The sequence below is a fragment of the Blastococcus sp. CT_GayMR19 genome, from assembly GCF_004570385.1.
Lineage (GTDB): Bacteria > Actinomycetota > Actinomycetes > Mycobacteriales > Geodermatophilaceae > Blastococcus_B.
In genome coordinates, this window is sequence record NZ_SPQL01000002.1 from 37,361 (window position 1) to 50,164 (window position 12,804).

General features: G+C 72.6%; 15 protein-coding genes and 1 tRNA gene. 4 read left to right on the forward strand and 12 right to left on the reverse strand.

The window, feature by feature from the left end; genetic code table 11:
• Window positions 1-109: 109 nt before the first annotated feature.
• The 4 genes from E4P39_RS02755 to E4P39_RS02770 all read right to left on the reverse strand — a co-directional run bounded on the left by E4P39_RS02755 (window position 110) and on the right by E4P39_RS02770 (window position 3,063).
• Entirely contained in the window at window positions 110-568 is a 459-nt protein-coding gene (locus tag E4P39_RS02755) for a DUF5313 family protein (protein ID WP_135134883.1), read from the reverse strand.
• A 93-nt stretch (window positions 569-661) separates the two neighbouring features.
• The gene (locus E4P39_RS02760; protein ID WP_245159595.1) at window positions 662-1,207 is read right to left on the reverse strand and encodes a MarR family transcriptional regulator; all 546 of its coding nucleotides are present in this window, start codon (window positions 1,205-1,207) and stop codon (window positions 662-664) included.
• A 118-nt stretch (window positions 1,208-1,325) separates the two neighbouring features.
• Window positions 1,326-1,685: a DUF1801 domain-containing protein gene (locus E4P39_RS02765; RefSeq protein ID WP_135134884.1), complete on the reverse strand. Its 360-nt coding sequence runs from the start codon at window positions 1,683-1,685 to the stop codon at window positions 1,326-1,328.
• A 49-nt stretch (window positions 1,686-1,734) separates the two neighbouring features.
• The gene (locus tag E4P39_RS02770; RefSeq protein WP_245159596.1) at window positions 1,735-3,063 is read right to left on the reverse strand and encodes a methyl-accepting chemotaxis protein; all 1,329 of its coding nucleotides are present in this window, start codon (window positions 3,061-3,063) and stop codon (window positions 1,735-1,737) included.
• 180 nt (window positions 3,064-3,243) lie between these two features.
• Here E4P39_RS02770 and E4P39_RS02775 point away from each other — a divergent pair, with 180 nt between their 5' ends.
• A complete protein-coding gene (locus tag E4P39_RS02775) occupies window positions 3,244-3,486 on the forward strand; it encodes a hypothetical protein (protein ID WP_135134885.1) in 243 nt (80 codons plus the stop codon).
• Window positions 3,487-3,502: 16 nt separating this feature from the next.
• On the opposite strand, the gene E4P39_RS02780 is transcribed toward E4P39_RS02775, so the two are convergent.
• The 4 genes from E4P39_RS02780 to E4P39_RS02795 all read right to left on the reverse strand — a co-directional run bounded on the left by E4P39_RS02780 (window position 3,503) and on the right by E4P39_RS02795 (window position 6,771).
• Window positions 3,503-3,784 carry a ubiquitin-like small modifier protein 1 gene (locus E4P39_RS02780; RefSeq protein WP_135134886.1) on the reverse strand — a complete coding sequence of 94 codons (282 nt, stop codon included), beginning with the start codon at window positions 3,782-3,784 and terminating at the stop codon, window positions 3,503-3,505.
• Window positions 3,785-3,797: 13 nt separating this feature from the next.
• A complete protein-coding gene (locus tag E4P39_RS02785; protein ID WP_135134887.1) occupies window positions 3,798-4,880 on the reverse strand; it encodes a sialidase family protein in 1,083 nt (360 codons plus the stop codon).
• Between the two features lie 134 nt (window positions 4,881-5,014).
• A complete protein-coding gene (locus tag E4P39_RS02790) occupies window positions 5,015-5,434 on the reverse strand; it encodes a hypothetical protein (protein ID WP_209306310.1) in 420 nt (139 codons plus the stop codon).
• Between the two features lie 86 nt (window positions 5,435-5,520).
• Window positions 5,521-6,771 carry an Ig-like domain-containing protein gene (locus E4P39_RS02795; RefSeq protein ID WP_245159597.1) on the reverse strand — a complete coding sequence of 417 codons (1,251 nt, stop codon included), beginning with the start codon at window positions 6,769-6,771 and terminating at the stop codon, window positions 5,521-5,523.
• A gap of 118 nt (window positions 6,772-6,889) precedes the next feature.
• On the opposite strand from E4P39_RS02795, the gene E4P39_RS02800 reads away from it, so the two are divergent.
• Window positions 6,890-6,965 (forward strand) — tRNA-Lys (locus E4P39_RS02800).
• Between the two features lie 225 nt (window positions 6,966-7,190).
• Here the strand turns inward: E4P39_RS02800 and E4P39_RS02805 are convergent.
• From E4P39_RS02805 to E4P39_RS02820, 4 genes are read right to left on the reverse strand one after another with little or no spacing between them, the layout of a single operon-like run.
• Window positions 7,191-8,186 (reverse strand): cation transporter, encoded by a 996-nt coding sequence (locus tag E4P39_RS02805; RefSeq protein ID WP_209306311.1) that lies wholly within the window; start codon window positions 8,184-8,186, stop codon window positions 7,191-7,193.
• On the reverse strand, window positions 8,183-8,683 hold the full coding sequence (locus E4P39_RS02810) for a transporter substrate-binding domain-containing protein (protein ID WP_135134888.1): 501 nt from the start codon (window positions 8,681-8,683) through the stop codon (window positions 8,183-8,185). The genes E4P39_RS02805 and E4P39_RS02810 overlap by 4 nt, the downstream gene beginning before the upstream one ends.
• 4 nt (window positions 8,684-8,687) lie before the next feature.
• On the reverse strand, window positions 8,688-10,490 hold the full coding sequence (locus tag E4P39_RS02815) for an NAD-binding protein (protein WP_209306312.1): 1,803 nt from the start codon (window positions 10,488-10,490) through the stop codon (window positions 8,688-8,690).
• A 12-nt stretch (window positions 10,491-10,502) separates the two neighbouring features.
• On the reverse strand, window positions 10,503-10,889 hold the full coding sequence (locus E4P39_RS02820; protein WP_135134889.1) for a DUF6394 family protein: 387 nt from the start codon (window positions 10,887-10,889) through the stop codon (window positions 10,503-10,505).
• A gap of 242 nt (window positions 10,890-11,131) precedes the next feature.
• Between E4P39_RS02820 and E4P39_RS02825 the strand changes: the two genes are divergently transcribed.
• On the forward strand, window positions 11,132-11,458 hold the full coding sequence (locus E4P39_RS02825) for an NAD-dependent epimerase/dehydratase family protein (RefSeq protein ID WP_245159598.1): 327 nt from the start codon (window positions 11,132-11,134) through the stop codon (window positions 11,456-11,458).
• 156 nt (window positions 11,459-11,614) lie between these two features.
• A complete protein-coding gene (locus tag E4P39_RS02830) occupies window positions 11,615-12,772 on the forward strand; it encodes an MFS transporter (RefSeq protein WP_135134890.1) in 1,158 nt (385 codons plus the stop codon).
• Window positions 12,773-12,804 lie beyond the last annotated feature (32 nt).

The window sequence follows — 12,804 nt, forward strand, 5'->3', positions numbered from 1 at the left end:
AGAGGCCCTGGTCAGGCAACTGACCAGGGCCTCTCGCTGTCCGGGTGAGGGCCCCGGAGCCCAAGGGCCACGGAGCGAGGGCCGCGCCCGTCAGCTCAGGACGGCGGGCTCAGCGCTCCATGCGGTCGCGGTAGCGGGCGGCGCGCCTGGCGTTGGCGGCGCGCTTGCGGTCGCTCTCCCCCTGCTGGCGGACGAGGCTCGCGCGGTCCCGTACCCGGGTCGCGGTGCCGGCCGGATAGCCGGCCTTGACGACGCGGTTCTCCACGGCCTCGGGCATGTAGGCCACGGAGTAGAAGAGCGCCAGGGCCAGGCCGCCGCCGGCGCAGGCCAGGCGCAGCCCCCAGCCGGCCGGCAGGAAGGCCAGCAGCAGCGCGATCGGGATGGCCAGTTGCACGAGCATGCGGACGACGTGGCGCAGCCACCAGGTCGGGGTGGTGGTGTCGTGCAGCACCCAGCCGCGGTGCCGAGCGGGCAGGGCGCCGCCGAAGGCGTACCACAGCCAGCGGTGGAGGGCCGGGCGGACGATGGGCTCGGCCGGCGGGCCCGGCTCAGCGGTGGGGGTCGTCATGACGCTCCTGTGCTCCTGCTCGATCACGGTCACCGCTCCATGCTCCCTCAAAAGCTAGGGGTACAAAGAGTTGGAGCACAAACTGTCGGCAAGCTAACAGCCGCGCGGCGGAACGGCCAGGTTCAGGCGACGGTTGCTCGCGGGGCGGCGTCGCCGGCCGGGGCCCCCGAGCGCACGCTGGGAAGCGGCGATCACCTGGGTCAGCGCGCCGTGCAGGCTCATCAGTTCGTCGATCGGCATACCGAGCCGCTCGACGATGCCGGCGGGGATCTTCTCGGCCTGCTCGCGCAGCGCCCGGCCCTGATCGGTCAGCGTCAGGGCGAGGTTGCGCTGATCCTTCGGATCCCGCTCCCGGCGCAGCAGGCCGGCCGCCTCCAGCCGCTTGAGCAGCGGCGAGAGGGTGCCCGGGTCCAGTTGCAGCAGGCCGGAGAGGTGCTTGACCGACAGGGTTCCGTACTGCCACAGCGACAGCATCACCAGGTACTGCGGGTGGGTCAGGCCAAGGGGCTCAAGGACCGGGCGGTAGACCGCGACCACGTTCCGGGCGGCCACCGAGAGGGCGAAGCACACCTGCCGGTCGAGGGCCAGCACGTCCTCCGCGCCGAGGGCGGCTTGCGGCGTCATCTCGCTGTTGGTCACCGCCCCAGCCTAGAACCCGTGCGCCCCAAGAGTTGGGCTACCAACCATTTCGGGGCGGAGCTGCCGCCTTGCTCGCCCTGCGGGAGAGGGAACCGATCAGGGCCTCTCCCCGACGGCGTCAGAGGCCCGCGGCCCGCCGTTCGACCAGGACGGCGACCACGCGGCCGACGAGCCCGTACGGGATCGGCTCCCGCAGCGGCAGCTGCATCGCGTCCTTCGCCCCGCGGTACGGCGCGACCTCGGCCGCGAGCGAACCCTCCAGTTCGGGCAACGGATAGATCCCGATGTGCTTCTTCCACGCCGCGACGTGCACCAGCGGCAGGCCGTCGAGGACGAACGTGGGCATGGCGTAGCTGATCCGCTCCTCGACGCCGGGCGCCGCATCGCGGATCGTCCGCCGGATGCCTCGCATGATCACGCGGACGTCGTCGGGCAAGGCGGCGATGTACTCGTCGACCGTCCCGGACGTGCTCACCATCGGACTCCCCTCACCGATTCCGCCGGGGACACTCTCCCCCGCAGCGCGATCAGGCGCCGTCGACGATGCGCTGCAGGTCGGCGGCCATCCGGGTGGCCTCCTGCGAGGCGCCGACGACGGCCTCCTGGGCCTGCGCGGTGGAGGCGCTCTGCTCCTCGACCGCCGTGGCGATCGTGGCCTGAGCCTCGACGACCCCTGCGATGATCTCCTGCACCCTGCCCAGCGCCGTGCCGGCGGAGTCGACGTCGCCGCGCACGGTGTCGACCACCCGGCGGATGCGCTCGGTCGCCTTGGCGGTCTCGCCGGCGAGGTCCTTGACCTCCCCGGCGACGACGGCGAAGCCCTTTCCCGCATCACCGGCGCGGGCCGCCTCGATGGTGGCGTTGAGCGCGAGCAGGTTCGTCTGGTCGGCGATGGTCGAGATGCTCCCCGCGATCTGGTCGATCTCCGCCATCGTCGCGGCAAGGCGGTCGACGGTCTCGGCACTGTCCCGGGACCCGGCGCTCGCCTCCTGGGCAGTGGCACTGGCGGACGTGGCCGCAGCCGCGATCTCCGCGATGGCCGAGCGCAGGCCGGCCATCACGCTCGTGGCGGTGCCCACGTTGTCGTCCAGGCGCTTGCCGGCATCGACCAACTCGGCGAGATGACCCTCCAGGACGGCGGCACGTTGCTCGCGGGCCGCGAGCGCCGAGGCTGCCTCCTCCGCGGCCCGGGCCCGCTCGGCCGCGAGCTGGGACTGCGTGTCGGCCTGGGCGAGGGCCTGCTCCTCCGCCCGCCGCTGCTCGGCCCGCCGGGCGTGGTCGGCGTCCTCGGTGAACTTCCAGCCGTAGGCCAGGAACGTCGCCTCGGCCAGCAGGAAGACGGCGTGCAGCAGCGCGAAGAGCAGCGGGTTGGCCTGCGCCTCGTGCGTGGAGAAGACGGAGTGCGGCATCCACACGCTCATCGCCGCGTGGTGGACGGCCACGAAGACGACGGCGAGCAGGAACGGGACCCACGCCTGGTACAGAGCGACCAGCGCGAGCAGCACGTAGAACCAGATGTGCAGGTCGGTCAGGCCCCCACCGACGTGCACCAGCACGTCTGCCCCGATCATCAGCCCGAGGCTGACCGCGCTGGCGCGGACCACCTGGCTGCGCAGGACCTGACCGAGGACGAAGGCGACGGCGATCGCGGCGAGCTGACCCCAGAGGAGCCAGTCACTGACGCCCCTGACCACGCCGATGGCCGCAAGTGCAGGCACATGGATGACCAGCACGGCGGAGATGATCCGATGCCGGCTCCGGAAGCTGGGCTCGTCGAGCCGCACCCCCCGGGGGACCTTGGACCAGAAGCCGGTCTCCCGGGGCTGCGCCGGCCCGGTCGGTGTCGTCGACGTCACGCCCTGCCTTTCGGCCGCACGCCGACTTTATCCACTACAAGTTCTGTTCGACGTCGTTCCGGTTGCGCCGTCCGCCCTGCGCGTCGCCCTGCCGGGACCAGTGGGGCGGCTGTGACCGATGTGCTGGACACACCCTCGGCGGTACTGGCCCTGCCCGGTCATCCTCCGGACTCTGTCGGTATGACCACCGTCTACTCGTACGGCACGGCGCACGCGGTCGTGATGGTCGGCTCCTTCGGCGCGGAGGGGCTCAAGCCCCGGCAGATCGGCCCGGCCCACGCGACGATCGGGCGGGTCAACGGCCAGAGCCGGAAGGCGCTCTGCGGCGCCTACGTGACCATCGACGAGCAGCTCCCCTGGCCGCCGGAAGGCTACGACGAGCAGCACCTCTGCGAGAACTGCGCCGCCCTCGCCGCGCTCTGACCCGGCCACCCGTCGGTCATCCGCCCGCCACCGAGGGCAGCACCTGCACCTCGGCGCCGTCGCGCACCTCCGTCGCCAGCCCCTGCGTGAACCGCACGTCGTCGCCGTCGACGTAGACGTTCACGAACCGGCGCACCTGCCCGGTCTCGTCGCGGATCCGCCGTCCCAGCAGCGGATGCCGGGCAGCCAGCTCGTCGAGCAGGTCGGCCAGCGTCGTCCCCGCCGGTTCGACGTCGAGGTGCTTGGAGCCGCCGGCCAGGTCGGCGAGCACACCGGGCAGCACCACCTGGACGCTCATCCCCGCTCCCCTCTCACGGCAGCCGCACGGCGCGGACGGCGAGGACGTCGGGCAGGTGGTCGGCGACGAGGCTGAAAGTCTCGCCCTCGTCGGCGCTGGCGTAGACGCAGCCGTCGCGCGTTCCCACGTAGATCCCGGTCGGGTCGCGGTCGTCGGCGCACATGGCGTCGCGCATGACCGCCGTCCAGGCCCTGTCCGGCAGCCCCGTGCCGACCTCGGACCAGCTCTCGCCGGCGTCCCTGGTGCGGTGCACGCGCAGGCGTCCGTCCGGCGGCACCCGCTGCATGTCCGCGACGAGTGGAACCACCCAGGCGGTGCCGGGCGCATGCGGCGAGGTGACGATCGGAAAGCCGAAGTCCACCGGCAGCCCCTCGGCGATCGAGGTCCACGATCCCCCGCTGTCGTCGGTGCGGAAGACGCCGAAATGGTTCTGCGCGTACATGCGCTGGGGACCGCCCGCGTCGACGGCGACCTTGTGGACGCACTGGCCGTACTCGGGCATCGGGTCGGGCATGAAGACGGCGCTGATCCCGCGGCTGCGCGGTTCCCAGGAGTCCCCACGGTCCTCGCTGACGTACACGCCCCCGGTGCTCATGGCGATCGTCACCCGGTCCGAGGCGGCATCCGGCAGCACCGTGTGCACCGCCCCACCGCCGCCCCCGGGCTCCCAGGTCGGCCGGTGCGGGTGGTCCCAGAGGCCGCGGACCAGGTCGAAGGTGCAGCCGCCGTCGGCACTGCGCCACAGCGAGTGCGGCTCGCAGCCGGCCCACACGACATCCGGCCGGTCGTCGGTGTCGGGGCGCAGCTGCCACACCCGCGCCAGCGCGGCACCGGTGTCCTCGGGGAACCGGATCGCGCCGTGGTCGGTCTCCTGCCAGCTGGCGCCGAGGTCATCGGACCACATCACCGTGGGCCCCCAGTGGCCGTACTGGATGCCGGCGAGCACCCGCGGACGCTCGCGACGCGTGTCGACGGAGACCGCGGCCACCTCCTGGGCGAGGAGGTGCGGGCCGTCCACCGTCCAGGTGCGCCGGTCGTCGTCACTGCGGGCGAGCCACAGCCCCTTGCGCGTACCGATGGCGAGCAGGTCGGTCATGACGCCCCTCCGGAGATCGACGGATCGACGGGGCGACCGTAGTGCGGAGAGCCGACACGATCACGGTCTCCGCGCACCGGCCGTCGAGGCCGGAGGCGTCCCCTGGGAACGCAGACCGTCCCCAGGGGCAGAACTCATCGGCGGGTCGCCCCGCCCCCCGGCTCGTCGGGCCGCAGCGGCCGGTCGGCACGGTGCTGGGCGCCCTGCCCGTCGGCGAGGCCGGGGGCCAGCTTCTCCGCCTTGGCCCGGAGCTCCTCGGCCGAGGAACGCTCGTCGTGCGCCTGCGCCACGCGCTCGCGCGCCTCGCGCTCGGCCACGGCGGCCCGTTCCTCGGCCTCCGCCTTCTCCCGCCGCGCGCGGGCGGCCTGCTCCTCGGCCAGCGCCTGCGTCTGGTCGGCCTTGGCGGACCGGACGTGCGCCTCCTGCAGGTGCTCGCGCGCCTGCTCCCGCTTCTTCGCCTGGGCGACGCCCGATCGCTTCGACATCGTCATGGCGATCAGCGCGAGCACGATCACCACGGCGACGACGATCAGAATGATGACCCACGTGTCCATCGCTATCCCTCCTCGGCCCCGTGCCCGGAAGGGTTCCCGCCGACGCCCCGCGGGAAACCGCGACCGCGAGCGCGCAGGTCAGGGGCCTACTTCAGGGCGCTCCCCGCCCGCCACTGGTCCCACGGGATGACCCAGTCGTAGATGTCGGAGCGCAGGTCGCCGGCGCTGGAGTTGCGGATCTCGACGATGTCGCCCGGCCGGGAGAAGTTGAAGAACCAGGCGGCTCGCTCGGTCGACATGTTGATGCAGCCGTGCGACACGTTGGTGTTGCCCTGCTGGGCGACCGACCACGGAGCGGCATGAACGAACTCGCCGCTGTCGGAGATGCGGACGGCGTACTCGACGGGCGTCCGGTAGCCCTCGGGACTGTCGACCGGGACGCCGTAGGTGCTGGAGTCCATGATCCGGTCGCGGTTCATCTCGGTGACGACGTGCGCGCCGTTGTAGCTCGGGTTGTCCGGGCTGCCGGCGCTGATCGGGAAGGTCTGCACCAGCTGGTCGCCGTCGTAGACCTCCATGATGTGGGTCGCGGTGTCGACGACGGAGACGTGCTTCGCCCCGATCGAGAAGGACACCGCCCGGTTCTTCTCACCCCACACGCCCGCGCCGAAGTCGACGCCGTAGAGATCGGCGTCCAGCGTCACGTCCGTGTTCGGGGGCCAGTACTGCGAGGGGCGGAAGTGGACCTCGGAGTCGCTGAACCAGTTCCACGACCCGTCGGTCGGGTTGGAGCTGGTGACGCGCAGACGGCTCTCGACGGCCGCCTTGTCGGCGACCGGATCGTCGAAGTACACCCGGATCGGCATGCCGACCCCGACGACCATGCCGTCGAGCGGCCCGATCGACGGCGTGGAGAGGGTCTCGGGAGTGACGGTGGTGAAGGTGGCGGCCGCCTCCGCCTCCTCGTCGTCCGCGTTCTCCGCCGTGGCGGTGAGGGTGTAGCTCGTGCCGTACGCGAGCGGCGCCTCCGGCACGAAGACCTCGGCGCCGGGGTTCTCCGCCGAGTCGGTCAGCGAACCGGGAACCGCGGTCCCCTCGCCGTCGACCACCGTCACCTCGGCCAGTTCGCCGTCGGTCACGGAGACCTCCAGCGGGACGACGGGTGAGACGTCGGCCGATCCGTCGGCGACCGCGAGGGCGACCTGGGCAGGTGGCGCGTCGGCGGCCGGCTCCGGGGACCCCCCGCCGCCGCGGGCGTCGTCGCCGCTGCAGCCGGCCAGGAACGCCAGCATCGCCGCGGCCGCCACTGCCGCTGTTCGTCGCACCTGCACGACCCCCTCGACCACGTTCCCCCGCCCGACGGTGCGCGGGCGGGGTGGACCGGCTCCAGTGTCCATGCTGGAACGGTGCCTGGACGGTGTCGTTATGCAGCCGGAACCTGCCGGGGCACCCCGGACCGGCCACCGGCGGTGCGCTGGTATCGTTCTCCCCTGTTGCCCGGCCCGCCGGCGCAGCGCGCCATTAGCTCAATTGGCAGAGCAGCTGACTCTTAATCAGCGGGTTCGGGGTTCGAGTCCCTGATGGCGCACCACGATCGACCAGCGGCTTCGTCCCTCCGGACGGAGCCGCTTCGTCGTCCCTGGCGCCCGACGCCGGCCCGGCCGCGCGGTCGCCGCAGGTAGCGGTCGCCGACAGCGGCGGGTCGTCAACCGCCTTCGCGCGGGCGACGAAGCCGGCTCGAGCACCTCCCGACGTCCCCGGTCGAGGGAACCTTGCGCAGCTGCGTGAGGCGGTGTCTCCCGGCGGTCCGGCCACGTCAGGACGGCGGGAGGTTCCCCAGGGGCAGCTCGCGGACGGGCGCGACGACGACGTGGTGCAGCTTCCAGTCCACGCCGCGGACGGCGTCCCGGATCCGGTCCAGGTCGCCGAGGCCGAGCGCCGCGCCGGACGGCACCACGAACACCTCCGCGTGGAAGACGTGCCCTTCCTCGCGGACCCGCACCTGCACGGCGCCCACACCCCGCTCGGCCAGCGCGGCGTCCCGGATGCCGGCAACGGCGGGGTGCACGGTCGTCCGGTCGTCGAAGACCGACGCCCGCGAGTCCATCAGGTCGCTCAGCGCCGTCCGCAGGTTCTTCCAGCCGTCGTAGCCGATCGAGGCGCCGATGACGATGGCCGCAACGAAGTCCAGCCACCAGAGACCGAGGCCGATGCCCAGCACGCCGACGATGCCGGCCGCCGCCGTCTGCCAGTCCGCCTTGTTCATGTCGGCATCGGCGTAGAGCACCTTGTCGTGCAGCTCGCGGGCCGGCGTCAGCTTGGCCCGACCGAGCAGCACCGGTGGGACGAGCGTGTAGGTGAGGGCGGCGATCATCAGCCAGCCCGCCCAGAACGTGTACCCGAAGACGGTCACGAGCCCGATCGGGACGTGGTCGGCGGACACCAGTCCGAGCGCCGATTCCGCTACCAGGTAGGTGCCCATCGTCAGCAGCGCCACCGCTGCCACCAGGTAGCCGACGCTGACCGAGCGGTGGAAGCCGAACGGGTGGTCGCGGGTCGGCTCCTTGGACCGCACACGGTTGGTCACGAGGAACGCGATGGGCGGCAGGAAGGAGAGCAGGTCCTCGATCCACGCGGCCTTCATGGCCTGGGAGCTGCCGAGCGCGAGGTACATGGCCGTGACGGCGGTGACGAGGAAGGCGATGGTCAGCCACTCGAGGCGGACGGCGTGCTGCAGCACGCGGGTCTTGGCCGGCGGGAGCTCGATCCGCTCCGCCAGCGTCTTCGCACGCCGTTCGCTCCGGGTCGTCACGGGCGCTCGCCGTCCAGCTCATCGGCCACCGCGGCCTCGTGCTCGAGCAGGAAGCGCTCGAGCGCGACCAGCAGCGCGTTCTCTCCCCGTCGCGCAGCCATCACGTGCGGCTCCGGCGAGCCGTCCGGGCCGGTCACGACGACGTAGGGCCGGGTGAGCGCGGCGGCGTCCACCCACGGCGTCTTCTCGGTCAGGCCGCCCACGACGACGTCCAGCTCGCCGCGGTGCAACTGCTCGATCAGGGACTCCTCACCGCCGTCCTGCCATTCGACGTCGGCGTCCCGCCCGGCCGCGAACTCCTCGATCAGGCGCACCTCCACGCCCGACCGCTCGCCGTCGTCCAGCGCCGTCCACGGCTCGTGCTCAGACATGCCCACCCGGAGGACGCCGCCGGACGCGCGCTCGAGAGTGCCCTCGGGATCCACCGGGATGGCGGCACAGCCCGGCGCGGCCACCAGGACGGCGACCGCGACGGCGAGGAACGTGCGCGGGCGCATGCGCCTATGCCGCTCGCGTGCCGGTGAGCCGGCGCCAGATCCAGCTCGTCGGCACGCGCCGTCCCGTGACGACGTACTCGCGGGCCGCGTCGATCTGCAGGATGGTCCCCAGAGCCCGGCGGGCGGCGGGCCAGCCGGCGAACAGCAGTTCGTCCCCGGGGGCGAGGACGAAGTCCGAGCCGGGCGCGAGAGTCGCCTCGTCGCCCCGCAGCACCAGCAGCGGCACCGCATGCAACGACTCGTCGCGGTTCTCCGGATTGCGCAGCAGATCCCCCAGCCGGGCCGTGCCCGAGTCGAGCCAGGCGGACAGCGCAGGTGCCTCCTGCGGGGTGAGCCGCTCCTTCCAGAGAGCCTGCAGGTGGGAGCCGCACACGTCGCTGAGACGGGCGACGAGTTCGGCCGCCCAGTCGTCGCCCTTCGCCGGCATCTCGCGCAGGAAGCGCCACAGCAGGGGCGTGGACAGCTGCGCGTAGATCTCGTGCGCGACGACCTCGGTCGGCACCAGCAGGGCATCGATCTCCATGGCGCCGAACAACGGCCCGCTGGCCGGCCGGTTCTGGCGCGCGGCGACGAACAGCGACGGATTGATCCGCCGGGCCGCGGCCACCAGGGACAGGTTGGTCGTGTCGTTGTCGGTGCCCGCCACGAATCCGACGGCGCCCTCGAGGTCCGCCCGTTCGAGCACGCCCGGTTGCGAGGGGTCGCCCACCACGACGTCCTCGGCGTCCGCGACCACGGGTCGGGACTCGATGACGGTGACGGCCAGCCCCTCGCGCCGCAGGTCCGCAGTCAGCTCCCGACCGAGCCGGCCGTACCCGCAGACGACCCACCGGCCGCTGCGTGGCGGTGAGCCGCGGGACGGGAGAGCGGCACCCGGTCCGCTCTCCAGCCAGGTCAGCAACTGGTAGGCGGCCGGCGTCCGCAGGGCGAGCCGGAGGTGGTCGCCGAAGACGTCGAAGGGATTGACGACGCTGGGCCTGCCGAAGGCACGCATCCGGTCGGCCATCGCCCGGGACGTCGCACGGGCGATGACGGGGACGTCGGGGCGCAGCAGCGCGGCCGACATGACGACGGCCAGGTTGGCCTCGTCGTCGTCGGTCAGCGCGACGACCGCCTCGCACGACGCATGACCGAGGCCCGCGACCCCGAGATGACCGGGATCCCGCACGTCCGCCGCCAGACCGGGGACGTCGGCGTGGTAGCTCTCCAGCTCCAGCCCGTCGATCCGCTCGGCGGCGTTGTCGAGGACGACGAACCGCCGGCCGAGCGCGTCCATCGAGTGCCCGAGCAGCTCCCCCGCGCGCCCGTAGCCGGCGACGAGCACGAAGGGCTCGCCCAGCCGGGCGACCTTCCGGGTGAAGCGCTGCAGCGCGAGCGCCGAGCGGAACGACCGGTCCTGGAGCAGGGCGAGCAGGGACCCGATCGCGTACGCCCAGCCGACCACGGTGAGGTAGATGGAGATCGTCACCCACATCCGCTGGTTGTAGGTGAACGGGTACGGGAGCTCGCCGAAGCCGATGGTCGTCGCGGTGTAGCTCATGATGTAGAAGGCGTCGAAGAAGCCCATCTCGTGGGGCCGGCCCTCCGGGTCCTCCCCCGGGATGAGGGTCAGGCCCAGCACGCTCACCGCGAAGATGGCGATGAGCACGATCAGCGGCGCACGCATCCGCCGCAGGATCAGGAAGACCGTCGCCGAGGCCTTCGCCGCGGACGCCGCGGCCACCCGCACCGACGCCCGCCGCAGCCGCCGCTCGTCGTCGTCGGTGTCGAAGATCCGGGTCCAGAAGGCGAGGAGGGGGTTGCCCACGACGGTCTCCGATCAGCCGCGGTGGAACGACACCGTCTCGATGACGAGCAGCACCACGGAGACGATGTTGGCCAGCAGCGCTCCCCCGGAGAGGGAGACGACGCTCGCCGTCCAGGCCGCGGTCATGCCCGCGGTGGAGACGTACGTGGCGTAGCCGAACATGAGAGCGGCACCGATGAGCTGGAGGTCGGCGACCAGACTCGTGGCCAGGTGGACCGCACCGATCTGCGTGCGGTCACCGAACTTCAGCACGGTCGCGATGAGGTTGACCACGACGGCCGCGAACAGCTCGTAGGGGTTGTGCAGCGTCGGGTCCGAGATGTCGCCGATGAAGAACCCGAAGTTCAGCGTCGCGGCGAGCACGACGAAGAAGCCGAAGACCACCTTCTCCAGGTTCACCCGCACTCCCGTCGTCGGCCTGCCCAGCGTGCGGGGACACACGCAGGGGCGCGAACTGTAGCGCCAGCGGCGGGAATCGTCCCCCCGTCGACCTTTCCCCGCACGAAACGTGACCTGGGGGGGGCGGGCAGCACGCACTGCGCACGCAGGGCTTCCCCGCCGCACGCGGGCGATGAATCATCGGCGGACACCGTCACCGGCCACGGATGGGGCCCGGCGGCAACGACGCCCGAGGAGCCGCCGTGGCCGCCGCCGATCCGGGAACAGCACTCCCGGCGAGCCACGTGCAGGCGGCGCCCCGTCCGACCCGCGACGTCCACCGGGTGGTGGTGACCGGCGGCGCCGGGTTCCTCGGCTCGCACCTGTGCACGCGGCTGGTCGCCGAGGGCGTCGACGTCGTCTGCCTCGACAACCTGCTCACCGGCAGCGCCGCCAACGTCGGCCACCTGCAGGGAGCCGACGGGTTCCGCGTCATCCGGCGCGAGGTGACCGACTTCGTGCACGTGCCGGGCCCGGTCGACCAGTTCGGCATCGGCGGCAGTGGCAGTGGCACTGGGAGATCATCGTGACGGCGAGCGTCATCGCGACGGTGCCGATGATCGTGCTGTTCTTCCTCGGTCAGCGGCCCTTCGTCGAGGGCATCGCCACCACGGGCAGCAAGGGCTGACCGGCGGGTCGTCCGCGACCGGATCGTGGCCGTACGGCCGGGTCCGTAGGGTCGGCCGGTGATCTGGAAGCGGGCCGTGTTCGCCCTGTTCGCCGTGGCGGCGGGCACCAACGTCCCGACCCCGTTGCTGCTCGTCTACCAGGAGCGGCTCGACCTGTCGGCCGAGGTGCTCACGGCACTCTTCGGCTGCTACGCCGCCGGCCTCGTCCCGGCCCTGCTGCTCGCCGGGCCCCTGTCGGATCGGCTCGGCCGCCGTCGGGTCGCGATACCGGGCATCGTGCTGTCGGCACTGGCGTCGCTGGCCTTCGCGGCCGCGGGCGACTCCCTGAGCCTGCTGTTCCTCGCCCGCTTCGCGCAGGGGGTCGTCAGCGGCGTCGTCTTCAGCGTCGGGAGCGCGTGGGTCGGCGAGCTGTCCCTGGCCTCCGGGGAGGGAGCCGGTGGCCGCCGCGCGGCGTTCGCCATGACGGCCGGCTTCTCGCTCGGCCCGCTGACCAGTGGACTGCTCGGCCAGTACGCGCCGGCCCCCACCGTGCTCCCGTACCTCATCCACGTGGCGCTGGTCGCCGTCGGTCTCGCGCTGGCGGTCCGGCTGCCCGAGACCGTCGACCTGCTGCACCCGAGCCGGACGGGGCCGGACAGGGCACGGTCCTCGCCGCTGATCCGCGCCGGGGACGGACTGCTGGTGCTCACGGTCCTGGCCCCGGTCGCGGTGTGCGTCTACGCGTTTCCGTCCACGATCATCAACGCCGTCCCCCTGCTCGTGGACCTGCCCTACGGCGGGGTGGCGGTCACCGGCGTGCTGGCCGGGGTCACCCTCGGCGCCGGCACGGTCGTCGCGGGGCTGCAACGCCGGCTCGGCCCGTGGACGGCGGTCGTCGGCGCCGCTCTGGGGACGGTGGGCTTCGGAGCCGCCGCGGCATTCGCCACCACCGGTGCGCTGCCGTGGCTGATCGCCGCGGCGCCCCTGCTCGGGGCCGGCGGCGGGCTCTGCCTGGCAGCGGGACTGACGCTCACCGCCCGGCTGGCCGCCCCGGCCCGGCTCGGCGCGCTGACCTCGCTGTTCCTGGCGTGTGCCTACATCGGCTTCGCGGCGCCGTTCGTGATGGCCGTGGCCGCCCGGGCGACGTCCCCCACGGTGCCACTGGCCGTGGGCGCCGTCCTCACCGGCGTCCTCGCCCTGCGCCTGCTCCCGGTCGCGCGCGCCAACCGGCTGTAACCACGCGACCCGACGAACCGCAGAAAGAAGGC